Annotated in this window: 24 protein-coding genes and 1 pseudogene; 16 read left to right on the forward strand and 9 right to left on the reverse strand. The window is 68.2% G+C overall.

What is annotated here, in order from left to right; translation table 11 throughout:
• Window positions 1–28: 28 nt before the first annotated feature.
• From TVH25_RS03965 to TVH25_RS03975, 3 genes are all read right to left on the reverse strand, one after another.
• A complete protein-coding gene (locus TVH25_RS03965; protein WP_296549502.1) occupies window positions 29–229 on the reverse strand; it encodes a hypothetical protein in 201 nt (66 codons plus the stop codon).
• A 63-nt stretch (window positions 230–292) separates the two neighbouring features.
• Window positions 293–1,588 (reverse strand): SpoIIE family protein phosphatase, encoded by a 1,296-nt coding sequence (locus tag TVH25_RS03970; RefSeq protein ID WP_422423408.1) that lies wholly within the window; start codon window positions 1,586–1,588, stop codon window positions 293–295.
• Window positions 1,585–2,406, reverse strand: a complete 822-nt coding sequence (locus TVH25_RS03975; RefSeq protein WP_422423409.1) for an alpha/beta fold hydrolase — start codon at window positions 2,404–2,406, stop codon at window positions 1,585–1,587. The genes TVH25_RS03970 and TVH25_RS03975 overlap by 4 nt, the downstream gene beginning before the upstream one ends.
• 143 nt (window positions 2,407–2,549) lie before the next feature.
• On the opposite strand from TVH25_RS03975, the gene TVH25_RS03980 reads away from it, so the two are divergent.
• The 12 genes and pseudogenes from TVH25_RS03980 (at window position 2,550) to TVH25_RS04035 (ending at window position 15,547) form a co-directional block, all read left to right on the forward strand.
• A complete protein-coding gene (locus tag TVH25_RS03980) occupies window positions 2,550–3,368 on the forward strand; it encodes an acyl-CoA thioesterase (RefSeq protein ID WP_169621741.1) in 819 nt (272 codons plus the stop codon).
• Window positions 3,369–3,398: 30 nt separating this feature from the next.
• On the forward strand, window positions 3,399–4,007 hold the full coding sequence (gene pdxT, locus TVH25_RS03985) for a pyridoxal 5'-phosphate synthase glutaminase subunit PdxT (RefSeq protein ID WP_422423410.1): 609 nt from the start codon (window positions 3,399–3,401) through the stop codon (window positions 4,005–4,007).
• Between the two features lie 74 nt (window positions 4,008–4,081).
• Window positions 4,082–4,834 (forward strand): YebC/PmpR family DNA-binding transcriptional regulator, encoded by a 753-nt coding sequence (locus TVH25_RS03990; protein WP_169621743.1) that lies wholly within the window; start codon window positions 4,082–4,084, stop codon window positions 4,832–4,834.
• 103 nt (window positions 4,835–4,937) lie between these two features.
• Window positions 4,938–5,516 carry a crossover junction endodeoxyribonuclease RuvC gene (gene ruvC / locus TVH25_RS03995; RefSeq protein ID WP_169621744.1) on the forward strand — a complete coding sequence of 193 codons (579 nt, stop codon included), beginning with the start codon at window positions 4,938–4,940 and terminating at the stop codon, window positions 5,514–5,516.
• A complete protein-coding gene (gene ruvA / locus TVH25_RS04000) occupies window positions 5,513–6,112 on the forward strand; it encodes a Holliday junction branch migration protein RuvA (RefSeq protein ID WP_169652191.1) in 600 nt (199 codons plus the stop codon). The genes ruvC and ruvA overlap by 4 nt, the downstream gene beginning before the upstream one ends.
• A gap of 11 nt (window positions 6,113–6,123) precedes the next feature.
• A complete protein-coding gene (gene ruvB, locus TVH25_RS04005; protein WP_169621966.1) occupies window positions 6,124–7,236 on the forward strand; it encodes a Holliday junction branch migration DNA helicase RuvB in 1,113 nt (370 codons plus the stop codon).
• Between the two features lie 142 nt (window positions 7,237–7,378).
• Complete coding sequence (gene yajC, locus TVH25_RS04010) at window positions 7,379–7,711, forward strand: preprotein translocase subunit YajC (RefSeq protein ID WP_169621746.1); 333 nt, start codon at window positions 7,379–7,381, stop codon at window positions 7,709–7,711.
• A gap of 133 nt (window positions 7,712–7,844) precedes the next feature.
• Window positions 7,845–9,632, forward strand: a complete 1,788-nt coding sequence (gene secD / locus TVH25_RS04015; protein WP_169621747.1) for a protein translocase subunit SecD — start codon at window positions 7,845–7,847, stop codon at window positions 9,630–9,632.
• A 2-nt stretch (window positions 9,633–9,634) separates the two neighbouring features.
• Window positions 9,635–10,825 (forward strand): protein translocase subunit SecF, encoded by a 1,191-nt coding sequence (gene secF / locus TVH25_RS04020; RefSeq protein WP_378527832.1) that lies wholly within the window; start codon window positions 9,635–9,637, stop codon window positions 10,823–10,825.
• Between the two features lies 1 nt (window position 10,826).
• A pseudogene (locus TVH25_RS04025) lies at window positions 10,827–12,586 on the forward strand (ABC transporter substrate-binding protein).
• A gap of 26 nt (window positions 12,587–12,612) precedes the next feature.
• Window positions 12,613–13,140, forward strand: coding sequence for an adenine phosphoribosyltransferase (locus TVH25_RS04030; RefSeq protein ID WP_206038678.1), 528 nt, complete (start codon window positions 12,613–12,615; stop codon window positions 13,138–13,140).
• Window positions 13,141–13,240: 100 nt separating this feature from the next.
• Window positions 13,241–15,547, forward strand: a complete 2,307-nt coding sequence (locus tag TVH25_RS04035; RefSeq protein ID WP_169621751.1) for a RelA/SpoT family protein — start codon at window positions 13,241–13,243, stop codon at window positions 15,545–15,547.
• A 9-nt stretch (window positions 15,548–15,556) separates the two neighbouring features.
• Here TVH25_RS04035 and TVH25_RS04040 read toward each other — a convergent pair whose 3' ends face one another.
• Window positions 15,557–16,354 (reverse strand): peptidylprolyl isomerase, encoded by a 798-nt coding sequence (locus TVH25_RS04040; protein ID WP_296549496.1) that lies wholly within the window; start codon window positions 16,352–16,354, stop codon window positions 15,557–15,559.
• Between the two features lie 153 nt (window positions 16,355–16,507).
• Between TVH25_RS04040 and TVH25_RS04045 the strand changes: the two genes are divergently transcribed.
• Window positions 16,508–17,068 (forward strand): dihydrofolate reductase family protein, encoded by a 561-nt coding sequence (locus tag TVH25_RS04045; protein ID WP_422423411.1) that lies wholly within the window; start codon window positions 16,508–16,510, stop codon window positions 17,066–17,068.
• A gap of 76 nt (window positions 17,069–17,144) precedes the next feature.
• On the opposite strand, the gene TVH25_RS04050 is transcribed toward TVH25_RS04045, so the two are convergent.
• Together TVH25_RS04050 and TVH25_RS04055 are read right to left on the reverse strand one after the other, a co-directional pair.
• The gene (locus tag TVH25_RS04050; protein ID WP_169621753.1) at window positions 17,145–17,930 is read right to left on the reverse strand and encodes a peptidylprolyl isomerase; all 786 of its coding nucleotides are present in this window, start codon (window positions 17,928–17,930) and stop codon (window positions 17,145–17,147) included.
• The gene (locus TVH25_RS04055) at window positions 17,930–18,814 is read right to left on the reverse strand and encodes a peptidylprolyl isomerase (protein WP_169621754.1); all 885 of its coding nucleotides are present in this window, start codon (window positions 18,812–18,814) and stop codon (window positions 17,930–17,932) included. Before TVH25_RS04055 ends, TVH25_RS04050 begins: the two co-directional genes overlap by 1 nt.
• A gap of 149 nt (window positions 18,815–18,963) precedes the next feature.
• Between TVH25_RS04055 and TVH25_RS04060 the strand changes: the two genes are divergently transcribed.
• From TVH25_RS04060 to TVH25_RS04070, 3 genes are read left to right on the forward strand one after another with little or no spacing between them, the layout of a single operon-like run.
• The gene (locus tag TVH25_RS04060) at window positions 18,964–19,647 is read left to right on the forward strand and encodes an MBL fold metallo-hydrolase (RefSeq protein WP_296549510.1); all 684 of its coding nucleotides are present in this window, start codon (window positions 18,964–18,966) and stop codon (window positions 19,645–19,647) included.
• 52 nt (window positions 19,648–19,699) lie between these two features.
• Window positions 19,700–20,974, forward strand: a complete 1,275-nt coding sequence (gene hisS, locus TVH25_RS04065) for a histidine--tRNA ligase (RefSeq protein WP_296549494.1) — start codon at window positions 19,700–19,702, stop codon at window positions 20,972–20,974.
• Window positions 20,961–21,635, forward strand: coding sequence for a hypothetical protein (locus TVH25_RS04070; protein WP_378527830.1), 675 nt, complete (start codon window positions 20,961–20,963; stop codon window positions 21,633–21,635). The genes hisS and TVH25_RS04070 overlap by 14 nt, the downstream gene beginning before the upstream one ends.
• 48 nt (window positions 21,636–21,683) lie before the next feature.
• On the opposite strand, the gene TVH25_RS04075 is transcribed toward TVH25_RS04070, so the two are convergent.
• The 3 genes from TVH25_RS04075 to TVH25_RS04085 form a co-directional block, all read right to left on the reverse strand.
• Window positions 21,684–24,263 carry a glutamate--cysteine ligase gene (locus TVH25_RS04075; RefSeq protein WP_422423412.1) on the reverse strand — a complete coding sequence of 860 codons (2,580 nt, stop codon included), beginning with the start codon at window positions 24,261–24,263 and terminating at the stop codon, window positions 21,684–21,686.
• A gap of 81 nt (window positions 24,264–24,344) precedes the next feature.
• Window positions 24,345–25,577 carry a hypothetical protein gene (locus tag TVH25_RS04080; RefSeq protein ID WP_422423413.1) on the reverse strand — a complete coding sequence of 411 codons (1,233 nt, stop codon included), beginning with the start codon at window positions 25,575–25,577 and terminating at the stop codon, window positions 24,345–24,347.
• On the reverse strand, window positions 25,574–25,909 hold the full coding sequence (locus tag TVH25_RS04085) for a type VII secretion target (RefSeq protein ID WP_169621757.1): 336 nt from the start codon (window positions 25,907–25,909) through the stop codon (window positions 25,574–25,576). The genes TVH25_RS04080 and TVH25_RS04085 overlap by 4 nt, the downstream gene beginning before the upstream one ends.
• Window positions 25,910–25,941 lie beyond the last annotated feature (32 nt).

Here is a 25,941-nt window from a genome sequence, read left to right on the forward strand (position 1 = left end):
CGGGGGGCGCTGCTCTGTGCGGTCGGGATTATCCGGAGTAATCGCGCAGGGTGAACACGAACCCTATGGCGATGACGACGACAGCGAGAATGTAGACGACGATCCGGAGCCACACCGGCCCGTAGAAACTCACCGCGATCGCGGCCGCAAGTGCCGCGATGATCATCAGCACGCCGTAGAGCGGCGTGCGCTGAGGGTCTTCCCGGCGATGGTGCCCCGTGTCGGCCATGGGTGCATTCTGCTCGCTCGGCGAGCGTGTTGGCAGCGGAACCGGTCGAACCGGCCCACATTGTCAGCCGGTCGACGGCAGCCGTCGAGGTGCGTGGATCGCCGTGACCGCGACGTCGTCTTGGACGCCGGACCCGAGAGCCCCGAGCAGTTGCCGCACCGCGGCGACGGTGTCCGTGGCGGTCGCGGGCGTCGTTGCCCTGGCGAACTCGAGCAGCGACTCCTCGCCGTACCGGTCCTGAACGGTGTCCGCGATACGCGCCTCGGTCACCCCGTCGGTGTACAGGAGCAGCGTGTCGCCGGGATCGAGCCGGACCTGCGCGGTGACGAAACGCGGATCGGCGAGCAGTCCGACCGGGTGCCCTCCCACCATGGGCAGATAGTCGGCCGTGCCGTCCGCTCGCATCAGTACGGCCGGTGGGTGGCCGCCGGTGGCAAGGGAGATCACGAAGCTCCCCGCGCGGGTGCCGGGGGTGATGGTGCCGAACACGATCGTGCAGAACGGCGCCCGGGGCTCACCGTCGCGGGATTCACGCGCCCGTTCCTCGAGGAACGCGGTGTTGAGTACGCCGAGTACCGCGACCGGGTCGGACTCGTGCACCGCCGCGGCGCGCAGCGTGTACCGGACCATCGACGTCGCCACCGCCGCGCGGGCACCCTTACCGCACACGTCACCGAGATACAGACCCCACGAATCGGTGCCGAGCGGGAACAGATCGTAGAAATCTCCGCCGACCTCGTCCGGGGACGCGATGTGATAGTGAGCGGCGACGTCGAGTCCGGGTACCTGGGGCAGGGCCGGCGGCAGGAGGGTGGTCTGCAGGACCGCGGTGATGCGCTGAAGTCGTTCGCGTTCCTTCTCGGCCTCGCGCCGCGCACGGAGCAGTTCGATCTCGTAGGCGCGTCGTTCCCTCGCGTCGAACAGCGTGGTCCGGACGAGGACGGGCCGTCCCGCTGCGTCCCTCTCGAGGTTCGAGGTCACCAGAACCGGAAGCCGCGACCCGTTCGCCGCCGTCAATTCCAATGCGATTCCGCCGATTTCGCCGTGAAGCAGGAGAAGTGGCGCGAAATGGGTCTCGTGGTAGATGCGTCCACCCACGGACAGCAGATCGGAGAAGTATCGCCGGCCCACGAGGTCCTCGCGCGGATAGCCGAGCCACGCCAGGAGCGTCGTGTTGATCTTCACGATGCGACCGTCGGGGAGGGTCGTCATGTAGCCGCAGGGAGCATTCTCGTACAGGCTTTCCGCGCTTTCCTGGAGGCTTTGCCCGAGGGCTGCGCTCCCCGGTTCGTCGTCCGGGTGCGCGCCCGGCAGGTCGCGTCGCGCGGGCCGATCCTCGGGATGGGGCGGGGTCGTCATCCGATCCGTGACACGAACTCGGCGATGGCGGCGGCCGTCTCGTCCGGGGCACTGAGCTGTGGGCAGTGGCCTGTCGCATCCAGCGTCACGAGTTCGCTGCCGGGGATGGCCGCATGGACGAAAGCGCCCACTTCCGGCGGTGCGATGGCGTCGCGCGAGCATTGCGCGACGAGCGTGGGCACCGAAACCGCCGCAAGATCGTCGCGGTTGTCCGACAGGAAGGTCACGCGCGCGAAGACACGGGCGATGTCGGGGTCGGTGCGGCAGAACAGATCGGTCAGTTCGTCGCCGAGTACCGGACGCTCCGGGTTCCCCATGATGACCGGCGCCATCGCACCCGACCAGCCCAGATAGTTCGCTTCCAGTGCCTCGAGAAGCTCGTCGATGTCCTCGGCGCTGAACCCGCCCCGGTATCCGGTGGCCGGGTCGTCGATGAAGCACGGCGACGGCACGAGGAGAACCAGGCCGCTGAACGCGTCGGGGTCCTGTGCCGCGGCGAGAACCCCCATCATCGCGCTCACCGAATGACCCACGAAGACAACGGGTCCCAGTCCGAGATCACGGCACACCTCGAGCGCGTCCTCGGCGTAGCTGTCGAGAGTCGAGTACCGCGACGCGCTCCATGCGGACAGGTCCGAGCGGCCGGCTCCGACATGGTCGAACCGCACCACGGTGAAGTCCTGTTCCAGGGTGGGAACCACGAGACGCCACAGACTCTGATCACAGCCGAAACCGTGTGCCAGCACGATCACCGGGGCGCCTCGGCGTCCGGTCACGGTGACGTGGTTCCTGCTCGGTGTCCGCACGTGGTTCCCCATGTCCACCCTCCCTTGCGTGAGAGAGTGCCACAAATCGGGCCCTTGCGGAGACTGCGCGCTCGTCGACCTGCGAAGGAGCAACTGCGTGTCCGTTCCGGCCTGCCGCTAGCCTTCAACGGGTACGGAGCAGAGAAGGGGCCCCTATGGCGAAGATCGAAGACATCCTGGCGCTGGAACGGATCGAGAACGACATCTTCCGAGGTATCGCGACCGAGACGTTGCTGCAGCGGACATTCGGCGGTCAGGTGGCCGGGCAGTCCCTCGTGTCCGCGGTGCGCACCGTCGATCCGGACTTCGGTGTGCACTCGCTGCACGGCTACTTCCTGCGTCCGGGGAATCCGGACAAAAGCATCGTGTACCAGGTCGAACGGATGCGGGACGGACGCTCGTTCGCCACCCGGCGGGTCACGGCCGTACAGGACGGCAAGGCGATCTTCACGATGTCGGCGTCGTTCCACATCGAGGACCACGGCATCGAGCATCAGGACGTGATGCCCGCGGTGCCGATGCCCGACGAGCTGACCGACGCCATGGACTCACCCGACCCCGAATACCGGTGGGTGAACCGGGAGTGGTCGGAATGGGAGTTCCGGTTCGTACCGCAGGATCGCATCGTGCGACGCGACGGCTCGGCCTCCCAGCAGCAGTTGTGGTTCCGGTCGCGCCTGCCGCTGCCGGACGACCCGGTTCTCCACGTGTGCACGCTCGCCTACATGAGCGATATGACGCTGCTGGGCTCGTCGATGGTCATCCACCGCGACGAGGACATCCAGGGCGCCTCGCTCGACCACGCCATGTGGTTCATGCGCCCGTTCCGCGCCGACGACTGGCTGCTCTACGATCAGACCTCTCCGGCCGCGGGATTCGGGCGCGCACTGACCCAGGGCAGAATCTTCGACAGCCGTGGACAATTCGTCGCTGCCGTCGTGCAGGAGGGCCTCAGCCGCACGCCGCGGCCGTAGGCGGCTTCCCCCGGGAGAAGGTACGAATACATGACCACGACGCCGACCATCGGGGTGCTCGCACTGCAAGGCGACGTCCGGGAGCATCGCGCAGCACTCGAGGCCGCCGGTGCCCGCACGATCGCGCTTCGTCGTGAAAGTGAACTCGACGCTGTCGACGGGATAGTGATCCCGGGTGGGGAGTCCACCACGATGAGCCGGTTGCTGCGCGTGTTCGATCTGCTCGACCCGTTGCGGTCCCGGCTCGGGGCGGGGATGCCCGCCTACGGTTCGTGTGCCGGGATGATCCTGCTCGCCTCCGAGGTTCTCGACACGCGACCGGACGCCGAGCACCTCGACGCGCTCGACATCACAGTGCGACGCAATGCGTTCGGGCGGCAGGTCGATTCGTTCGAGGAGGACCTCGATGTGAGGGGCGTCGAGGGTGGTCCGGTCCGGGCGGTGTTCATCCGGGCCCCGTGGGTCGAGAGGACAGGACCGGACGTCGAAGTCCTCGCCACCGTGCCCACCGGACCTGCTGCGGGCCGCGTCGTGGCGGTGCGGCAGGGCGCGGTGTTCGCGACCTCGTTCCACCCGGAGGTGGGCGGTGATCTGCGAGTGCACCGGCTCTTCGTCGATGCGGTGCGCGTACATGCGTGATCCGGCAGGTAGAATCGGCTCTCCGAACAGTCGGTAGTGATCCGACGTACCTCGCCGGAAGGGGCTCCAAGCGAATGAGCGGCCACTCCAAATGGGCCACCACCAAGCACAAGAAGGCGGTCATCGACGCCAAGCGCGGGAAGATGTTCGCGAAACTCATCAAGAACATCGAGGTGGCAGCCCGGACGGGTGGTGGTGACCCCGCCGGAAACCCGACGCTGTTCGACGCCATCCAGAAGGCGAAGAAGAGTTCGGTCCCGAACGACAACATCGAGCGGGCCCGTAAGCGCGGCGGCGGCGAAGAAGCCGGTGGCGCCGACTGGCAGACCATCATGTACGAGGGCTACGGCCCCAACGGTGTCGCGGTGCTCATCGAGTGTCTGACCGACAACCGCAACCGCGCCGCGGGTGAGGTCCGTACCGCCATGACCCGCAACGGCGGGAACATGGCCGATCCCGGTTCGGTGGCCTACCTGTTCACCCGCAAGGGCGTCGTCGTGCTCGACAAGGGCGAGCGCTCGGAGGACGAGATCCTCGAGGTCGTGCTCGAAGCAGGCGCCGAGGAGATCAACGACCTGGGCGACCAGTTCGAGGTGGTCTCCGAAGCCGGCGATCTCATCGCGGTACGCACCGCGCTGGTGGACGCGGGTATCGACTACGACTCGGCCGATCCCGATTTCCGGGCGTCCGTCGAGGTCCCCGTCGATGCGGAAGGCGCGCGCAAGGTCTTCAAGCTCGTCGACGCGCTGGAAGACTGCGACGACGTGCAGAACGTGTACACCAACGTCGATGTCTCCGACGAGGTCCTCGCCGAACTCGAAGACTGACCCCCCGGCGGCCGCCGGCCGATCGCGTGTCGGACCGGCGGGCGGCGGACCCGTTCCGATAGGCTATCGAACAATTGTTCGTAGTGCGTAAGGGGTATGACGGGTGCGTGTGATGGGTGTCGACCCGGGGCTGACGCGATGCGGCTTCGGGATCGTGGACGCCGGCCGGGGGCGGGAGGTCACCGCCGTGGCCGTCGACGTCGTCCGGACGCCCACCGATCTCGACCTTGCGACACGACTGCTGCAGATCTCCGATGCGGCAGAGACCTGGCTCGACCGGTACCGGCCCGAGGTCGTCGCGGTCGAACGAGTTTTCTCGCAGAACAACGTCCGTACCGCGATGGGAACGGCGCAGGCCGGGGGAGTGGTCGCACTGTCCGCCGCGCGACGCGGCATACCCGTCATGTTCCACACTCCCAGCCAGGTGAAGTCGGCGGTGACCGGCAACGGTGGAGCAGACAAGAAGCAGGTGACCGCGATGGTCACCCGCATCCTCGGGCTGGCGCAGGCACCGAAACCCGCCGACGCCGCGGATGCTCTCGCCCTGGCGATCTGCCATTGCTGGCGGGCGCCGATGATGGCCCGCATGGCCGCGGCGGAAGCCGCTGCGGCAGAACAGAAACGACGTTACGAGGCACGGTTGCGGGAGCAGGCCGCAGCCCGGAAGGCAGGAACACGGTGATCTCCTCCGTCCGCGGCGAGGTCCTCGAGATCGCACTCGACCACGTCGTCATCGAATCGGCGGGGCTGGGCTACCGCGTCAACGCGACCCCGGCAACCCTGGCGACCATGCGACGCGGCGAGCACGCGCGGCTCATGACGGCGATGATCGTGCGCGAGGACTCGATGACCCTGTTCGGGTTCGCCGATCCCGATGCCCGCGATCTGTTCGGGCTCCTGTTGACCGTCTCCGGCGTCGGACCCCGGCTCGCGATGGCGACGCTCGCCGTCCTCGAACCGGACGCGTTGCGGGCGGCGCTGTCGGACGGCAACACCGCCGCCCTCACCCGGGTTCCGGGAATCGGCAAGCGTGGCGCCGAACGGATGATCGTGGAACTGCGCGACAAGGTCGCCGCGTTCGGCGGCAATGGCGCGGCTCCACTGTCGGCCGTGCCCGCATCGCCGGTGCGCGAGCAGGTCGTCGAGGCGCTCGTCGGTCTGGGTTTCCCGCTCAAACAGGCGGAGCAGTCCACCGACACGGTGCTGGCCGATGGCCCGGACGCCGACACGTCCGCCGCGCTGCGGGCGGCGCTGTCGTTGCTGGGTAAGTCCCGGTGACCGGCGACGATCTGCCCGACGAGGGCGGTTCGTACGACGATCCGCACGACTCTCCGGTGACGGCCGCGTTCACCGCGACCGACGGTGACATCGAAACGAGCTTGCGTCCGAAGAGTCTCGACGACTTCATCGGGCAGCCCAGAGTGCGCGAGCAACTCCAGCTGGTGTTGCGCGGTGCGACCATGCGCGGCGGCACACCCGACCACATCCTTCTCTCCGGCCCTCCCGGGCTGGGCAAGACGTCCATGGCGATGATCATCGCCGCCGAGTTGGGAGCGTCGCTGCGCCTGACGTCCGGTCCGGCGCTCGAGCGTGCGGGCGACCTCGCGGCGATGCTGTCGAACCTCGTCGAGGGCGACGTCCTGTTCATCGACGAGATCCACCGGATCGCGCGCCCGGCCGAGGAGATGCTCTACCTCGCCATGGAGGATTTCCGGGTCGACGTGGTGGTGGGGAAGGGGCCGGGAGCTACTTCCATACCCCTGGAGGTCGCGCCGTTCACGCTCGTCGGTGCCACCACCCGCTCCGGTGCTCTCACCGGTCCGTTGCGCGACCGGTTCGGGTTCACCGCCCACATGGATTTCTACGAACCCGCGGAGTTGCAGCTCATCCTGCGGCGTTCGGCGACGATTCTGGGTATCGACCTGCACGACGACGCGAGCGCCGAGATCGCCGGACGCTCGCGCGGCACACCTCGCATCGCCAACCGGTTGCTGCGCCGGGTGCGCGACTACGCCGAAGTCCGGGCAGACGGTGTCGTGACACGCGACATCGCCCGCGCGGCGCTCGAGGTGTACGACGTCGATCCGATCGGCCTCGATCGCCTCGACCGCGCGGTGCTCGGCGCTCTGGTGCGCAGCTTCGGTGGTGGGCCGGTCGGCGTGTCGACATTGGCGGTGGCGGTCGGCGAGGAGCCGGGAACCGTCGAGGAGGTCTGCGAGCCGTTCCTCGTGCGTGCCGGAATGATCGCCCGCACGCCACGTGGTCGCGTCGCGACGCAGGCGGCCTGGCTGCAGCTCGGACTGACTCCGCCCCCGGAGGCAGCCACCGGTGGCATCGAGGTGCGCGCACGGGAACCGCAGCTCGATCGATCCGGTGAGGGCCCGGGACCACCCGGGGTCTAGCACCCCGTGCGCGTGGTCGTAGGGTCTGCGGCGAGGTAATGGCACACTGGTTTATTGCATCGGTCCGTGGAGGCCGATTCCGACGTCGAGCCGGCCCTGCTGCCGCCACGACACTGGCTACAACCGAGGACTGACTTCAACGATGGAACTGCTATTCCCGCTCCTGATTCTCGCCTTGCTCGTCCCGACCTTCCTGGGCGTACGGCGTCAGAAGAAGGAAATGGCCAAGGTAGCGGAGCTGCAGGACTCGCTGCGCATCGGCGACCGCGTCATGACGACGGCAGGCCTGCACGCCACGGTGGTCTCGCTCGCGGAGGACACGGTCGAACTCGAGATCGCACCGGGCGTCGTGACCACATGGTCGCGCCTGGTCGTTCGTGAGCGCGTCGAGCCCGCGCACGACTCCGCAGACGACGGCGGCATCGTGTCGCTGGGCAAGGACGACCCGTCCGAAGGGCGTCCCACCGAGCACTGACGCCGACGCTGCGGCGCACCGAGACATTGTGTCGGCGCCGATGCGGCTGCGTGGCCGCCCCACGCGCGTAATGCGCCTCTGAGGGCTGCTCATCTCCGATTCCACTCACTCGTATCGAGGAGACACACACACCGTGGCACCTTCCAATGGATCGGTGCATCCCGCGCGTTCGCTCGCCCTGTTCGGGGTGATCCTGGTAGCGCTGTATGCATTGGTCTTCTTCACCGGGGACAAGTCGCCGGCTCCCAAGCTCGGCATCGATCTGCAGGGCGGCACCCGGGTGACGCTCACCGCGCGCACCCCGGACGGCAGCAGCCCGAGCGCCGACAGCTTGAAGCAGGCTCAGCAGATCATCGAAACCCGCGTCAACGGGCTCGGTGTATCGGGCTCGGAGGTGGTCGTCGACGGCGACAACCTGGTGATCACGGTGCCCGGCGACGACAGCTCGCAGGCGAAGACGCTCGGACAGACGGCGCGGCTCTATATCCGTCCCGTGCTCGGAGGACCGATCGCAAGCTCCAACTCGGCGGCCGAGCAGCCTGTCGAGGAGGACGGCCCCGCCGACGGCGCCCCGGCCCCGGAATCGGAGACGGACGCTCCGGCAGAAGCTCCGCCGGCCGAAGAAGAGGGTCAGGCACCCGCCACGGACGGCGCGGAGCCGCAGGGCCGTCCGTTCCCGGCACAGAACCCGACGGACGCGCCGGTCGAACCGGGCGAGCCCGCGGACACACCTGCGCCTGCGACAGACGCTCCCGCGACGGACGCTCCCGCCGAAGCCCCGGCCGCCGACGCGGTTCCCGGAAGCCCGCAGGCAGAGGCCGCCGACCAGATCGCTGCGGCCCGGGCCCTCCGTCAGAGTTCCGACCCTGCCGTTCAGCAGGAGGCGGCTCTCTCGCTCGACTGTTCGGCTGCCGACCCGCTCGCGGGCAACGACGATCCGGCACTTCCGCTCGTGGCCTGCTCGACGGACGACACCTCCGTCTACCTGCTCGGCCCGAGCATCATCGACGGACAGCAGATCGCCGACGCGTCCTCGGGATTCAACTCTCAGCAGTCCCGCTACGAGGTCAGCTTGACCTTCGACACCGAGGGCAGCAACACGTGGGCGCAGTTCACCGCCGCCAACATCGGTAAGCAGGCCGCCTTCACCCTCGACTCGCAGGTGGTCAGCGCTCCGGTCATCCAGGGTGCGACGCCCGCGGGCAGTGCCACCTCGATCACCGGCAACTTCACCAACACTCAGGCGAGCGAACTCGCGAACACGCTCAAGTACGGTTCGTTGCCACTGTCCTTCGTCGCATCGGAAGCCGAGACCGTCTCGGCCACCCTCGGATTCGCTTCTCTCGAAGCGGGTCTGATCGCGGGTGCCGTCGGACTGGTCCTGGTGTTCCTGTTCTGCCTGGTCTACTACCGGATGCTCGGTATCCTCACCGCGTTGTCCCTCATCCTGTCCGGGCTGGCGGTCTACGCGGTGATGGTGCTCCTCGGCCGGTACATCGGATTCACGCTCGACCTCGCCGGAATCGCGGGCCTGATCATCGGTATCGGCATGACCGCAGACTCGTTCGTGGTCTTCTTCGAACGCATCAAGGACGAGATCCGCGAAGGCCGGAGCTTCCGCTCCGCAGTGCCGCGAGGCTGGGCACGTGCCCGTCGTACCATCCTGTCCGGCAATGCGGTCAGCTTCATCGCCGCAGCGGTGCTGTACGTTCTCGCGGTCGGACAGGTGCGAGGGTTCGCCTTCACCCTGGGTCTGACCACGATCCTGGACGTCGTGGTGGTCTTCCTCGTGACCTGGCCGCTCGTGCACCTGGCCTCGCGGTCGAAGTTCTGGTCCAAGCCGAGCGTGAACGGTCTGGGCGCAATTCAGCAGGTGGCGCACGAGCGCCAGCTCGCTGCGGTAGCGGCGAAGGAGGCGTGACCATGACCGACACGACAACAGCGGAACGACCCACCACGCGTCGCGGAACACTTGCCGGGCTCTACACCGGTACCGGCGCCTTCGAGATCGTCGGGCAGCGCAAACGCTGGTACATCGTGACCGCGGTGATCGTGCTGCTCGCGTTGCTGAGCATGCTCGTGCGCGGCTTCACGTGGGGCATCGACTTCGAAGGCGGCACCCGCATCCAGATGCCGGTCGTCGCCGATGTGACCACCGAGAACGTCGAGACCGTTTTCAGCGACACGCTCGGTTTCGAGCCGGAGTCGGTCCAGACGGTCGGCGCCGGTTCGGGCGCCACCATCCAGATCCGTTCGGACACTCTCGACCAAGGACAGGTCGCCGCCGTGCAGTCGGCACTGTTCGAGGAGTTCCAGCCGGCCGGCGCCGACGGGCAGCCCTCGATCAACTCGATCAGCGTCGCGGACGTGAGCGAGACGTGGGGCAGCCAGATCACCGACAAGGCACTCATCGCCTTGGTGGTGTTCCTGGTGATCGTCAGCGTGTACATCGCGATCCGGTACGAACGCGACATGGCGGTCGCGGCGATCGCCGCCCTGTTCTTCGACATGATCGTCACCGCGGGTGTGTACGCGCTCGTCGGTTTCGAGGTGACGCCCGCGACCGTCATCGGCCTGCTGACCATCCTCGGTTTCTCCCTGTACGACACGGTGGTGGTGTTCGACAAGGTGGAGGAGAACACCCGGGGCATCCTGCATCTGCATCGGCGGACCTACGCAGAGCAGGCGAACCTCGCCGTGAACCAGACCCTCATGCGGTCGATCAACACGACCGTGATTTCGGTGCTGCCCGTGATCGCGCTGATGGTCGTGGCGGTGTGGTTGCTCGGGGTCGGCACGCTCAAGGATCTGGCACTCGTCCAGCTCGTGGGCATCATCGTCGGCGCGTTCTCGTCGGTGTTCTTCGCCACCCCGCTGCTCGTTACGCTGAAGGAATGGCGCGGACCGATCGCCAAGCACACCCGCAAGGTACTGGCCAAGCGCGAGGAGGCAGCGGCACGCGCCGCAGCCGCCGGAAGCGGCGAAGTCCCCGGCACCGCAGGGACTTCGGTGGCCACGCCTGCAGGTCCTCCGGCAGCCCGCTACGCGCCCGTTCAGCGAGCCCCCAGGCCGGGAGCCCGACCGACCGGAAAGCGCGCCAAGAGAAAGTCCTGATATGCCGGTGACCGAGTGGATTCAGCGAACGCACGCCTCCCGCCGGAGGGACCGGCCACGACGCGCGGCTCTGGGCATCGCGCTTGCGGTGGTCGCGGCGGCAACGGTCTCGTGTGCCACGGAAGAAGAACGGGTGCACTCGATCGGCTACGCCATCGACAACACGGTGACCAGCTACAACGCCAACACGGTCGACGGTGCTGCGTCGGGAGCCCGGCAGGCGTTCACGCGGGTACTGCCGGGCTTCGGGTACATCGCCCCGTCGGGCTATGCCGTCTCCGACACGGACATCGGCGCCCCCCCCCCCGGGGGGGGCCGGGGGATCCGCTCACCGTGCAGTACCGGCTCTCGCCCGACTCGGTCTACTCGGACGGTGTGCCGATGTCGTGTGACGATCTCGTACTCACCTGGGCGGCGGCGAGCGGACGGTTCACCACGCCGGACGAATCCGGCGGGCAGGTCAACGTGTTCGACTCGTCCCGGCGCGGCGGGTACGCCGACATCGACCGCGTCGACTGCCAACCCGGATCGAAAGACGCGACCGTCGTGTTCAAGGGCGGTCGCGGCGACGCGGACTGGAACACGCTCTTCGGTGCGACCGAACTGATGCCCGCCCACATCGCCGCGCGGCAGGCGGGTGTCGCCGACCTGGTCGGGGCGATCAACGGCAACAACCTCGACGACGTCCGCCGGATCGCCGAGTTCTGGAACACCGGATGGTCGCTCACGCCGGGCGAATTCGATCCCGCGTTGTTCCCGTCCGCGGGCCCGTACCGCATCGAGTCCTACACCGTGGAGGAGGGACTCGTCCTGGTCGCCAACGAACGGTGGTGGGGTAACGCACCCGGCACCGACAGGATCGTCGTCTGGCCGAGAGGGACGGAGATGACGGCTGCGGCGGAAAGCGGACAGATCCAGGTCGTCGACGTCGGCGCCGGATCCATGAGCGAGGCGCACAGGGTGGTGGGCACCGTCGAATCCTCCACGGTGATCTCCCGCAATCTAGAACAGATCGTGTTCGCCACCCGCGGGGTCTTCGAGAATCCCGCAGCGCGCCGGGCATTCGCGCTGTGCGTTCCCCGCACGCAGTTGTTCGACGAGCTCGGTGCCTCGGGCGCGGGCTCGGGCTTCGCGACGGGCCCGGTCTCCTCGCGTCTGCTGGCGACCGATTCGCCGTTGTACCCGCAGACGGCTGGTCCCGCCGAGCGATACCTCCAACCCGACCTCGAGGCGGCGCGCGGCGAACGCACCGCGTCCGGTCAGGAACGCATGGAGGTCCGGGTCGGTTACCTCGCGCCGGACGACAGGCGGGCCCGCACCGTCGAACTGATCGCCGCGTCGTGCCGCGACGCGGGGATCGACGTGGTCGACGCCGGATCGGAGTCGTTCGTTCCGTCCCAGCTGGGAACCGACGTCGATGCCGTGCTCGCCGGTACCGCCGCGGCGGCAGGTTCCGGTGGCACTGCCGACATGGACATCGCGCGCGGCGCGCTGCACTCGGGTACCGGCAGCAACATCGGCGGATTCGCGAACGGGCGGGTGGACGAGATTCTCGACGGACTGCTCGTCGCGGGCGACCAGCAGGGCATCTCGGGTCTCGTCGGCGACGGAGAACGGATCCTGTGGGACGAGATGCCGACTCTGCCGCTGTTCGTGCAGCCCCGCTCGATCGGGTTTGCGTCCGGGCTGGCAGCCGGGGTTCCGAATCCCACCACCGCGGGTTCGGGCTGGAACATGGACCGGTGGATACTGACAGGATGAACGTTTCTCGGACCGATTCCTCCGATTTGATCGACCAGGCCGCCGCAGCCGTCACCGCCCACACGCGGTGGGTCGACGACTTCCCGAACCCGGGTGTCCGATTCGCCGATCTCACGCCGGTGTTCGCCGACGGTCCGGCGTTCTCCTCGATCATCACCGCTCTGTCGTCGGTCGCCCCCGGTGCAGAACTGGTCGCCGGGATCGACGCCCGCGGGTTCCTGCTGGGCGGCGGCATCGCCCGCGATCTCGGCGTCGGGGTGCTGGCCGTGCGCAAGGCCGGCAAGCTTCCCCCGCCGGTGCAGACGTGCGAGTACACCCTCGAATACGGCACTGCCGCCATCGAGATCCCGGGTGATTCCAAGATTCTGCACGGGCGGCGGGTACTGATCGTCGACGACGTGCTCGCCACCGGCGGCACTCTCGGCGCGACCGTCGAACTCCTCGAGCGCGCCGGCGCCGACATCGTCGGCGTCACCGTGGTGACGGAGATCGAGGCCCTGGGCGGACGTGCGCGGCTCGCGGGGTACCCACTGACCTCGCTCGTCCGGATCTGAGTACTACAGTTGCGGCAGGTACCGGTGGACCGGCCGTGCCCCGTACGTCCGGACAGGATCTGTCCGGACTCCGGGCGCGCGGCCGAGATGGGAGAGTGGCATGACCCAGAATCTTGATCGGTCCCAAGGCTCCGGACCGACGCCGACCCCGGCGTCGACGTCCGCATCCCGCCGTGTGCGCGCCCGCTTGGCGCGCCGCATCACGGGCCAGCGCGGTACCACCTTGAAGCCCGTTCTCGAACCGCTCGTCACGATCCATCGCGAGTTGTATCCGAAGGCCGACCTGTCGCAGCTGCAGCACGCCTACGACGTAGCGGAAGAACGCCACGCCGATCAGAAGCGCAAATCCGGCGACCCGTACATCACCCATCCCCTCGCGGTCTCGACGATTCTCGCCGAACTGGGCATGGACACCACCACTCTCGTGGCGGCACTGCTGCACGACACCGTGGAGGACACCGGCTACAAGCTCGAAGACCTCACCGCCGATTTCGGTGAGGAGGTCGCACACCTCGTCGACGGTGTGACCAAGCTCGACAAAGTGGTGCTCGGTAACGCCGCCGAGGGCGAGACCATCCGGAAGATGATCATCGCGATGGCCCGGGACCCCCGGGTACTCGTGATCAAGGTCGCCGACCGGTTGCACAACATGCGCACGATGCGGTTCCTGCCGCCAGAGAAGCAGGCGCGCAAGGCGCGGGAGACGCTCGAGGTCATCGCACCTCTCGCACACCGGCTCGGCATGGCGACCGTCAAGTGGGAACTCGAAGATCTGTCGTTCGCGATCCTGCACCCGAAGAAGTACGAGGAGATCGTTCGCCTCGTCGCGACGCGTGCGCCCTCTCGTGACACCTATCTGGCGAAGGTCCGGGCGGAGATCAATCAGACACTCGCGGCATCGCGTATCGATGCGGTTGTCGAAGGCCGCCCCAAGCACTACTGGTCGATCTATCAGAAGATGATCGTCAAGGGCCGCGACTTCGACGACATCCACGACCTGGTCGGTGTGCGGATCCTGTGCGACGAGATACGCGACTGCTACGCCGCGGTCGGTGTCGTGCATTCGCTGTGGCAGCCCATGGCCGGACGATTCAAGGACTACATCGCCCAGCCGCGGTACGGGGTGTACCAATCGCTGCACACCACCGTGATCGGCCCCGAGGGCAAGCCGCTCGAGGTGCAGATCCGCACGCACGAGATGCACCGCACCGCGGAGTTCGGCATCGCCGCGCACTGGCGGTACAAGGAGACCAAGGGACGCCACTCGGGCGACGTCGGCGAACTCGACGACATGGCCTGGATGCGGCAGTTGCTCGACTGGCAGCGGGAAGCCGCGGACCCGGGCGAGTTCCTCGAGTCGTTGCGGTACGACCTGGCCGTCAAGGAAATCTTCGTCTTCACCCCGAAGGGTGATGTGATCACCCTTCCGTCCGGTTCGACGCCCGTCGACTTCGCGTATGCCGTGCATACCGAGGTGGGGCATCGCTGCATCGGGGCACGTGTCAACGGCCGTCTCGTCGCGCTGGAGCGCAAACTCGAGAACGGTGAGGTCGTCGAGGTGTTCACCTCGAAGGATCCGAACGCCGGCCCGAGCCGCGACTGGCAGTCGTTCGTGGTCTCGCCGCGTGCGAAGGCGAAGATCCGCCAGTGGTTCGCGAAGGAACGGCGCGAAGAGGCGCTCGAGTCCGGTAAGGACGCGATCGGGAAGGAAGTCCGTCGCGTCGGTCTGCCGTTGCAGCGTCTGATGAACGCCGACCTGATGCTCGGTGTCGCCCGGGAACTGAAGTACTCCGACGTCTCGGCCCTCTACACCGCGGTGGGCGAGCACCACGTCTCGGCACACCATGTCGTGCAGCGCCTCGTCGCACTGCTCGGCGGTGTCGGAGGGGTGGAGGAGGAACTGGCCGAGAGGTCGACGCCGTCCACCATCCCCACCCGGTCGCGGCAGAGCGGCGACTCGGGCGTGCTGGTGCCGGGTGCACCGGGCACCGTCTCGAAGCTCGCGAAGTGCTGTACGCCGGTGCCGGGCGACGAGATCATGGGGTTCGTGACCCGCACCGGTGCGGTGAGCGTGCATCGCACCGACTGCACCAATGCCGGTTCGCTGCGTGAGCAGTCCGAGCGGATCATCGACGTCGAATGGGCGCCCTCGCCGTCGTCGGTGTTCCTCGTGGCGATCCAGATCGAGGCACTCGACCGGCACCGGCTGTTGTCGGATGTGACGAAGGCTCTCGCCGACGAGAAGGTCAATATCCTGTCCGCCTCGGTGACCACGACCGGTGATCGAGTTGCGGTGAGCCGCTTCACGTTCGAAATGGGCGATCCCAAGCACCTCGGCCACGTGCTGAACGTGGTCCGCAACGTCGAGGGTGTGTACGACGTGTACCGGGTCACCTCTGCGTCCTGACGGGCAGGGTTATCGCACCGCCTCGATGGTCACGGGCGTGATCGGCGTGCCGCCGCCGAGTGGATTGGTGCCGTCGTTGCCGGATGCCGCAGCCGCGTCCAGCACCGGCAGCCCCGCATCGGCGACACGTCCGAACACGGGGTAGTTCGGACGCAGCAGCGAGTCGCCGAGAAGCAGGAAGAACTGGCTTCCGTTGGTGTGGGCCACGCCCGTGTTGGCCATCGCCACGGTGCCACGCGGGTACACGACGGCTGCGGGCCGGTGCGGCTGTCCGTCGTAGGCCGGCACCGGATACTCGTCTGCGAAGGTGTATCCGGGGCCGCCCGTGCCGGTCCCGGTCGGGTCACCGCATTGGTAGAGGTGACTGCCCGGATCGTTGGACAGCCGGTGGCACGACGTTCCGGTGTAGAAACCGCGCTCCGCGAGACCCACGAAATTGTTGACGGCGCACGGCGCGAGGGAGCGGTCGAGGACGAGGGGAACCGGCCCGGCCGACGTGTCCAAGGTCAGATTCACGACGCCGGAGGTGGGTGCGGTCGACGGCGGGTGGGCAACGGTGCCTTCTCCCCGGTCGACGTAGGTGCACGAGACCGTCGCCGCGGCGGGACGCGGTACAGCGGGCAGTGCGGGGTAGATGGACATGTCACGGGGTGGCGCGCCACGCGTGCTCGATTCCCCGGCGGCGAGGACCGGGGCCGTCTTGCCTTCGTCACTGCTACAACCGGTTGCGAGAACCGGTACCGCGGCGACGAATACCGCGAGAACGAGACGTACCAGGTGCGTACGCACAGAAGTGTCGAAGGTCACAATTCGGGGAGCGTAGCCTACGCGGTGACGAACGGATAGGGACCCGATGTCGTCCCACCGGATGACATGCCCTCGTACGAGCGATCCTCGATGAGTTCGTTTCCCGGCCGGGGTCGGTACGGGTACAGAACCCGACTGCCCCCAGGAGGCGCGATGCGCACACTCGCGATAACCCAGAACATCACCCTCGACGGATCCATCGAGATCCTGGACGACTGGTTCTCCCCGCCCACGGAGGTCGAGGACGCCGATGAGGACCTCCTCGCGGAGACCCGTGCGCAGTCCGGGCAATCCGACACGATGCTGCTCGGCAGGCGGACGTTCGAAGACTTCCGTAGCTACTGGCCGCTGCAGCGCGACGATCCGACCGGGGTGGCCGAATACCTCGACGATGTGGACAAGTACGTGGTGTCGTCGACCCTTCGCGATCCCGGATGGCAGAACGCCACGATTCTCGGGGGAGACCCGATCGAACAGGTCCGCACACTGAAGGCCGGTCCCGGCCTGGACATCGTGACCACCGGAAGCATCACGTTGTGCCACAGCCTCATCGAGGCGGGCCTGGTCGACGAGTACCGGCTGTTCGTGTACCCGGTGGTGCAGGGCCGCGGTCGTGGGCTGTTTCCCGCCGGGTACACGACGGCCGGGCTGCGTCTCCTGGATGCGCGGAGATTCCGTGGAGGAGTGGCGCTCACGCGGTACGAGGCGCCATGAGAGTGCCCAGAGACGACGCCGGCCGCCCGTCCCGGCATACGGGCGGACGACCGGCGGTCGTGAGAACGGGTGGGAATCAGCCCTCGACGGTCACCGATTCGATCTGTACCCCGCGGTTCGGCGCGCCGCCGCCGGCGGCCATCGAGCCGTCATCACCTTCGGCCGCGACTTCTTCGATCACGGCGAGCCCGGCGTCGTCCACGGTGCCGAACACGGTGTAGGACGGCGGAAGCTGCGAATCCGCGTACACGAGGAAGAACTGGCTGCCGTTGCTGCCCGGCCGTCCCGTGTTCGCCATCGCGACGGTGCCGCGCGGGTAGATCACGGGCTGCCGAAGCTGCGCGTCACCCTGCTGGTAGAGGTTCTCCGGGTACTCGGTGTCGAACCCGTATCCGGGTCCTCCGGTCCCGGTGCCGCTCGGGTCTCCGCACTGCAGGACCTGCAGACCGGGAGAGGTCACCAGCCGGTGGCACGGCGTGTCGTCGAAGTAGCCCTGCTCGGCGAGCGAGACGAAGCTGTTGACCGTGCACGGTGCTTCCGCCCGGTCGAGTTCCAGCCCGATCGGCCCCACGCTGGTGGTGAGGGACACGCCGACGGTGCCGTCGGCGGGTACGTCCGTTGCGGCCGGAGCGCTCACGTCACGAGCAGGGTCGCCGGACGGGGTGTAGGTGCACGACACCGGGTCTCCGCCCGCGGGACGCTCGGGCAGCGCGCCCGTGTACTCGGGTGACTGCGCCGCACCGTTTGCCGTCGCCGATCCGGACGGGGAGGCGGCGGTGTCGTCACCCCCGTCGTCCGAACATCCGGTGAGGATCAATGCGAGCCCAGCGCCGACGGCGAGGGTGGTACGGAATCGAATCATCAGTCCATCCTGACCGAGGTGAGTGTCGTCGCTGCCGCGGGGGCACCGTCGGCGGCCCCACCGGAGACGCCCGCCTCGGCAATTTTGTCGAGAGTGGTCAGTCCGGTTTCGTCGATCGTGCCGAACACCGTGTACAGCGGGGGCAGCACCGAATCCCCGTACACCAGGAAGAACTGGCTGCCGTTGCTACCCGGCTGGCCCGTGTTCGCCATCGCGACCGTTCCGCGCGGGTAGACCACCGGTTCCTGCGACGCGGGGTCGTCGGCCGCGTACTGGTCGGTGGGGAATTCGTTCGCGAAGCCGTAGCCGGGTCCGCCGGTACCGGTGCCCGTCGGGTCGCCGCACTGCAGTACCCGCAGGGAAGGCGACGTGGTGAGGCGATGGCAGGTCGTGTCGTCGAAATATCCCTGGCTCGCGAGGGACAGGAAGTTGTTGACCGTGCACGGGGAGTCGCTGTTGTGCAGGATCAGCCCGATGTTGCCCTGGGTGGTCTCCACGCTCACGCTGATATCGGTGTTGTTCTCACCGGTGGTCATGATGCCTTCGGTGCGCGGCGCCTCGACCGGCTTCGCCGGTTCGCTCCCGTCGGCCGGGTACTCGCAGTTCACGGTCTCCGGCAGCGGTTCGGAGCGGCCCGCGGGCAGTGCCGGATACTCGCTGTCGGTCTCGGCCGTCGTCTCGGCCGCGGACGCATCCGTGGCCGTGTCGTCCTCACTCCCGGTGATCGACCAGAGGGCCGCGGCGGCAGCGACGACCACGACGACGCCGAGCGCCGACAGCGCGATGGTCATGCGTCGGCGCCTGCGCTCGCGTTCGGCCCTGTGCTCGAGCTGCCGTTCGAGTTTGCGTTTCGCGGCGTTGCGCCGCTGTGCGTTGCTCGGCACTGCAGTTGTCCTCCCGTGAACCGATCGATGGTGTGCCCGCGCTCTCGGGCCGAGTCGAGTTTGCCACCCCAACCTGAGAGCGAAAGGACGGGGCGCTGCGCCTACTCTGTAGGGGACCGCGAATGCCCACACTCGTAGGAGCGATGCCCGTGCTCGTGACCGGATTCCCTGCCGGGATGTTCCAGACCAACTGCTACATCCTCGCGCAGGACAACGCGAAGGAGTGCGTCGTCGTCGATCCCGGACAGGATGCCGCCGAGCCGTTGGGCGAATTCCTCATCGGCTCCGATCTCGCGCCGCGCGCCGTGTTGCTCACGCACGGCCATCTCGATCACATGTGGTCGGCTCAGGCTGTCGCGGACCGGTACGAGATCCCCGTCTACATCCATCCCGGCGACCGGATGATGCTCACCGACCCGCTGCAGGGCATGGGGTCGAGCCTCGCGCCCTTCCTCGACGGCGTCGAGTTCGTCGAGCCGCAGGAAGTGGTCGAGTTCGCCGACGGCGACGAGATCGAGCACGCAGGCATCGAGTTCGTGGTGGACCACACGCCCGGCCACACCCAGGGCTCGGTGGTGCTCCGCACCCGCACCAGCACCCCGGACGGTGCCGGCCTGCAGGTAGCCCTCACCGGCGACACCCTGTTCCAGGGCTCGATCGGCCGTACCGATCTGCCCGGTGGCAATCACGAACAGCTCCTGGACTCGATCGCGCGCAAGCTGCTCGTCCTCGACGACTCCACCGCGATCCTGCCCGGACACGGCGGGTCCAGCACTATCGGCCAGGAGCGTACGTCGAACCAGTTCCTGGTCGGGCTCCCGCAGTCCCGCTGACGGCTTCGCGCTGCCGGCACCATCGAACCGCCCACGAGAGAAAGCAGTACCAGTGAGCAAGGCCTCTACGTTCTCGGCGCCCAAGGGTGTGCCCGATTACGTTCCCTCGCAGTCCGCGGAATTCGTCGCCGTGCGCGACGGCTTGACCCGAGCTGCGCGACTCGCCGGTTACGGGCACATCGAGTTGCCGATCTTCGAGGACACCGGCCTGTTCGCGCGGGGGGTCGGTGAGTCGACCGACGTCGTCTCCAAGGAGATGTACACCTTCGCCGACCGCGGTGACCGCTCCGTCACGCTGCGTCCGGAAGGTACTGCGGGCGTGATGCGTGCGGTCATCGAGCACGGCCTCGACCGCGGGCAACTGCCCGTCAAGCTGTCGTACGCGGGTCCGTTCTTCCGGTACGAACGGCCGCAGGCAGGCCGCTACCGTCAGCTCCAGCAGGTGGGCGTCGAGGCGATCGGTGTGGACGATCCGGCGCTCGACGCCGAGGTCATCGCGATCGCCGACGCCGGATTCCGGAGCCTCGGTCTCGAGGGATTCCGGCTCGAGATCACCTCGCTCGGCGACCAGACCTGCCGTCCCCGGTACCGGGACCTGCTGCAGGAGTTCCTCCTCGGCCTTCCTCTCGACGAGGACACCCGACGGCGCGCCGAGATCAACCCGCTGCGGGTGCTCGACGACAAGCGTCCCGACGTGAAAGCGATGACCGCGGACGCTCCGCTGATGCTCGATCACCTCTCCGACAGTGCGAAGGCGCATTTCGACGAGGTACTCGGTCATCTCGACGCGCTCGGCGTCCCGTACGTGGTCAACCCGCGGATGGTGCGCGGACTGGACTACTACACGAAGACGACGTTCGAATTCGTGCACGACGGCCTCGGCGCCCAGTCGGGCATCGGTGGCGGTGGACGGTACGACGGACTGATGGAACAACTCGGCGGGCAAGCGTTGTCGGGCATCGGGTTCGGGCTGGGTGTCGACCGCACGATCCTCGCCCTCGCAGCCGAGGGCAAGACGGCCGGAAACCCGGCGCGCTGCGAGGTGTACGGGGTGCCGATGGGCGATGCGGCCAAGGCTGCACTCGTCCCGGTCGCACATCGCTTGCGCGCGGCCGGGATCCGCGTCGACCTCGCGTACGGCGGACGCGGCGTCAAGGGTGCGATGAAGGCGGCGGACAAGTCCGGCGCCGTGGTCGCGCTGGTCCTCGGCGAGCGGGAACTCGAAGCGGGGGAGATCGTCGTCAAGGATCTCCGCAACGGTGAACAGCAGACCGTGCCGCTCGCCGATGTCGTCGCACGCGTGGGGCAGGTCGTTGCCGGCGGATGACGGGCGTGACGGCTCGGCCGCGAGAGGCCGGGGCGGTTCGCCCGCAGCGGTGTCTCTCGACCTGATCCCTGCCCGCTTGCTGCGGCCACGTGTTCGGAAGGTCGCGCTGGCCGCGCTGGGGATCGGACTCGTCGCGGGTGTACTCGTGTACCTCATCGCCCCGTTGTGGGCCGCGATCGTGGTGGGCGTGCTGGTGGTGGCCCCGCCGACGATCGGTGCGTTCGCCGCAACCCACCGCCATCTGCGGATCGACGGGACGGTCGTCACCGTCTCGGGAGTGCTCCGTTCCCGGAGTGTGGATCTACGGCAGCTCGCGGGGGTGGAACTGCTCGTCCGGGTCGCGCGCGTGTCCCAGGTGGTGCTGCGGGTCAACGACGGCAACCACGGCCTGGTGACGATTCCTCTGGCGCTCTACGCCGGCGAGGGAGCGCGCGAACTCGACGTGCTCGCGCTGCGCACCCTCGCCAATGCGCTCGCCGCGAGCGAACTCGCACCGGCAGCGGCGATCTCGTCGGTTCTGGTGGAACAGCTCCGCGCCGAGGCACGCGACGCCGGCCTCGTCGAACGGCCGCTCTACCGGGCGATCGTGCTCGCCCGGGACGCGGGGCGGGTTCCTCAGACCACCCTGACCGATCACGAAGTGGCCTCGCTCATCGAGTGAAGCAGGGCCGGGGTTGTACGTGTCGCGGGTGCGCGTCGTTGCGCGGTCTCAGGCGTCGAGAATCCAGGTGTCCTTGGTTCCACCGACCCGCGACCTGTCGACGACCGCGCTCCCGATCGGCGCGACGCGCGTGAGCAGCGCCGGTGCGACTTCGGCGGACACCGAGGACCCGGACGCGACGAGGTGCACGAACGCACGGAGATCGACCGCACGGGGATGCACCGTCTCGCCGTCGAACGTCGGATGCGTCGACGACGGCACCATTTCGTGGGCCACGAACCGTTCCGGAAACGACATCACCTCGTGGCGGCGGAGGTCGAGTTCGGCGGCACCGGCCTCCGGACCGATCATGATCTCCGCGTCGTCGCTGCTGTCGACGGGTTCGACCACCAGTTCGCCGAGGTGGGCGAGAACATGGTCGCGGTGCGCACGGTCCGCACACGCCCATGTGGACACCTGGTCGAGCAGCGGACGCTGTCCCAGGTAGTACTCGATCATCGCGGGCACGTAGCCGAAGACGGCCTTGTCCTCGGCCACGCCGCTGCCGAGCGCGTTGGCCAGCGTGAGGGTCCCGCCGCGCATCGCCGCGAGAAGTCCCGGTCCCAGCGGACGCCCGTCGTAGCCGGCCGACGACAGCAACCTGTCCTCGTCGATCCGTGCGTACAGCACATCCACCCGCGTGAAGGACGGCCCGCGCTGGATGTAGGTGACGTCGTCGCGCACGACCAGTTCGGCGGTCTGGACGAGCTCGATTCCCGCGAGATCGGCGATCATCGTGTGTTCGAACCAGCTGGGGTCCTGCGCTCCCGCGCTCAGGACGGCAACGGTGACGTCGCCGCGCGCTGCCGGGGGCGCAGCTTCCCGCAGCGTTCGTGCGATCTGCGCGGGAACCGTCTCGACGTCGACGACGCCGGTCGCCGGCCACAGATCACCCAGGAAACGCCGCGTCATCGCACGGTGTGCCAGCGCATGTCCCGTACCCGACGGACTGCGGAGGTGGTCCCCGAGCACAACGAAGCGGCCCGGTCCTGTGCAGGCGAGGTCCACGGCGGAAATGTGTGCGCGCACCGCGCGTCCCTGCGACACCTTTCCGGTACTGCGGTAACCGCGTGCGAGATCGAGAACCTCCGGTGGCAGCACGCCCGCCGCGACGATCTCCCCGCGCCCGTAGATGTCGACGAGGAAGCTGTTCAAGGCTCTCGCGCGCTGCTCGAGCGCGCGTTGAAGGTGCTGCCACACTTCGGCGGTGACGATCCGGGGCACCACGTCCATGGGGAACGGCTGGGGGCCTCCGGCACCGCGCGCACGGAAGGTGAACTTCTCCGCGCGCTGCGTATGTCCGATGTCCTCCTGCACCTTCTGCAGCGCCGCAGCGCCGAACCGCGACAAGGCCTCGACCGTGCGCAGGTAGACGGCTCGCGGCGCACCGTCGGCGTCGATCGCTTCGTCGTACGGCGTATCGCCACCGGAAGACCGGTACCCGTGGAACAAGGTGCGGGGAGGGCGCGTCGCGGCCCCGGCCGACGAGGGGCAGCCGGCGGTTTCCGCGAGCAGATGATCGATGACATCGGTCAGTTTTCCTCTGCGGCGCAACACTCTTCGCTGCCGGGCGGCCGAACTTCCGCGCGTGGCGGCGTCCGATGCGAGCTGCGACACCAGGTCCCAGTCGCCGTTCTCTTCGAGTTGCGGCCGCACTGTGTCGACGAACCGCGTGAGAATGTCGACGGCGGGGCGGGGGAGTGACACGTCGAGATCGATGAGGTCGCCCTCCATGCCGCTTCGCGCTGCTCGCCACATCGCCGCCCGTACGAGCGTCGGCGACGGGACCGGGTTCGCGTCTCCCGCTCGCACCGCCGCGACTTCCCGGTCGACGAGGGCGCGGTAGAGACCGGTGACGAGCGTGATGGTGTCCACCGACGGGCAACTGTCGCACACGCGCAGTTCGAGGGTGGGCAGATGCGAGGAGGGGCGCACATCGAAATAGACCATTCCGGGATCGGTGATGACCCCACTCGACACCAGGTCCGCGACCAGTCGGTCGTACTCGGCGGCAGACGACACCGGCGCAGCGGGCCCGGAGGTGGGCCATCGGATCCACATCAGCGGCCGGACGCTCGAGTACCCGGTGTCCGAACCGTCCGGCCAGAACGGTGAGCTCGCGCTGAGCGCGAGGAACAGGGGAAGGTGAGCCGCCACCCGGTGTGCCACCCGGATCGCTTCGTCGCGGTCGAAGATCTCGACGTGAACCTGGGTTCCGCAGATCAACTGTTCATGTGCGAGCAGTTGGTAATCCGTGAGCATGCGGCGGAACCGGGGAGTCTCGGTCACCCGGATCTCCTCCCGCACAGCCAGAGGAACCGATCCCGCTGCGACCACGCCCAGCCCCATCGTCGCCGCGGTGGAGACGAGGAACGCGCGCTTGGCCTGCAGGTCGGCTCGTAACGCGGCGAGACGGGTATGGACGGCGCTGTTGGCTTCCACGACACACCGCTGCATCTCCGCGACGTAACTCGCGTCGGACAGACGGGCGAGCAGTGCGGGTGCGCGCGGAACGAGACGTCGCGTCCTCACGTCGATGAGCTGAAATTCCTCTTCGACGCCGATCTGCCTCGGATGCACATCGACCACTCTCACGACGGTACGCGAGAGGACCTCGGTCCCGGCCGTCCTTCGGAACCGCAGGTTCGGGCCTGATTGTGTGGGCTGCGGCTACCAGGTGTGGTCGCCACCGATGACCGCCGGGGTCACCAGCGGCAAGTCGCCCACCACGTCGGTGCTCGTCGCCGCGGCGCCGAGGAAACCGGGGGTGGTGCGGTGTTCGCCGTCGTCCTGACGCGCGCCCGCGGTCGACGGGAGGGCCCCGGCCATCGACCCACGTCCCGTCGTTCCTGCGATACCCGCCGCACCGGCTCCGCCCGCTGTGCCCGGTGCCATCGCCGCGCCCGGCACCGCCGGGGGGAGGGAGACGGGGTTCGACCCGGCGGCCCCGTAACCCGCGCCCGGCGCCGCAAAGGCGGACGACATACCTCCGCTCGCAGTGGCGCTCGGCACGGTATTCGGGAGGGTGTTCCCTGCGGGAACTGTCGGTGCGTATGCGGAGGGGGTGGTGGAGGCATCGCCACCCGGCGCTGCGGAGCCGGCGAGGCTGGAGACCGTTCCGGTGACCGTCGAGACGGTGTCGGTCGCGAGCCCGGAAAGCGCCCGCGGGTCGGTGAGCGCCGTCGCCACCGGCGCGGGCACCGGGATGGGCGTGGTCAGCGCAGTCATCGCCCCGGTGTGTACCGCGAGCTCACCTCGGGTTCGAGCGACGACGGCGAGTGCGGCGTGCAGGTGTTCGATTGCCGAGGCGATCAGTGCCGCTTGGCCGGGCGGCGTGATCGCCACCGGGGCAGCCGCAACCGCGATCGACACGAAAGAGCTTGCAATACCGGTCAACTCGATGTTTCCCCGCTCGACACTTGCGGTCGCCGCGCGCGTCACGGCGCCGATCCGGTCGCCGCGGTCGGCGAGTTCGACGCTCGCCTGCCGGGCACGGAGGCTGTGATCGGCGGCAGAATCTGCGGTCGAGCCCTCCCACGATTCGGGAAGAGCGTGAAGTGCGCTGCGTCCCAGCGCCGTCGCGTTCTCGAGGAGCCGTGACCCCTGCTGCAGCACGGCCGAGGGATCGAGTGCCTCGACGACTCCCGTGCCGAAGAGCGAGCCGAGTTCGGTGAGTGGCCGCAGGAACTCGTGGAGATCGGGTAGGACCGGAACCGGAAGCGACTGCAGCAGTTCCGTGATCGCATTCGCGTCGGGCAACGGGGGAAGCTCCCCCGGCGGCGGCGGTGTGGGGCACGTGAGCGCCGGGAGCGGCGCGTCGAGCACCGGTCCGACGGGAGATGCACGGAGTGCGTCGAGAACGGTCGGCGCCGGCGGAAGAGCGGTGTGCACGGCCTGGTTCACAGTGCCCCCGTTGCCTGCGACAGTGCTGTTGCGGTGGTGACATCGGCGCTCTCGTACCCGGCTGCGGCCTCGTGCGCCGCGATCCCGCAGGAGCCGTACGCGAGAGCGAGTTGCCCGACGGCGCGGGTGTGCTCGGACTGCGCTGCGCCGAAGACGCCGAGGAACTCGGCGCCGATCAACCCCAACGCCGGGCTGAGCGACGCGATGTTCGCGTGCAGATCGATCGCCCCGGCGTGCGCGACACTCTCGGCCGCGTGCAGATTCGTGGTACCGAATGCCCTGATTCCCTCTGGCACCACCCGGATTCCGGCACCGGGAAACAAACCGCTCATCGAACCCCCCTCGAAGATCAGTGTGCCGAGCA

The organism is Rhodococcus sp. 7Tela_A2, from assembly GCF_049311045.1.
Classification (GTDB): domain Bacteria; phylum Actinomycetota; class Actinomycetes; order Mycobacteriales; family Mycobacteriaceae; genus Rhodococcus.

What these genes read in the sequence shown, in the direction of transcription:
- TVH25_RS03965 (WP_296549502.1), bottom strand. Translation starts at nt 229, where the DNA reads ATGGCCGACACGGGGCACCATCGCCGGGAAGACCCTCAGCGCACGCCG.
- TVH25_RS03970 (WP_422423408.1), bottom strand. Translation starts at nt 1,588, where the DNA reads ATGACGACCCCGCCCCATCCCGAGGATCGGCCCGCGCGACGCGACCTG.
- TVH25_RS03975 (WP_422423409.1), bottom strand. Translation starts at nt 2,406, where the DNA reads ATGGGGAACCACGTGCGGACACCGAGCAGGAACCACGTCACCGTGACC.
- TVH25_RS03980 (WP_169621741.1), top strand. Translation starts at nt 2,550, where the DNA reads ATGGCGAAGATCGAAGACATCCTGGCGCTGGAACGGATCGAGAACGAC.
- pdxT (WP_422423410.1), top strand. Translation starts at nt 3,399, where the DNA reads ATGACCACGACGCCGACCATCGGGGTGCTCGCACTGCAAGGCGACGTC.
- TVH25_RS03990 (WP_169621743.1), top strand. Translation starts at nt 4,082, where the DNA reads ATGAGCGGCCACTCCAAATGGGCCACCACCAAGCACAAGAAGGCGGTC.
- yajC (WP_169621746.1), top strand. Translation starts at nt 7,379, where the DNA reads ATGGAACTGCTATTCCCGCTCCTGATTCTCGCCTTGCTCGTCCCGACC.
- secF (WP_378527832.1), top strand. Translation starts at nt 9,635, where the DNA reads ATGACCGACACGACAACAGCGGAACGACCCACCACGCGTCGCGGAACA.
- TVH25_RS04035 (WP_169621751.1), top strand. Translation starts at nt 13,241, where the DNA reads ATGACCCAGAATCTTGATCGGTCCCAAGGCTCCGGACCGACGCCGACC.
- TVH25_RS04045 (WP_422423411.1), top strand. Translation starts at nt 16,508, where the DNA reads ATGCGCACACTCGCGATAACCCAGAACATCACCCTCGACGGATCCATC.
- TVH25_RS04050 (WP_169621753.1), bottom strand. Translation starts at nt 17,930, where the DNA reads ATGATTCGATTCCGTACCACCCTCGCCGTCGGCGCTGGGCTCGCATTG.
- TVH25_RS04085 (WP_169621757.1), bottom strand. Translation starts at nt 25,909, where the DNA reads ATGAGCGGTTTGTTTCCCGGTGCCGGAATCCGGGTGGTGCCAGAGGGA.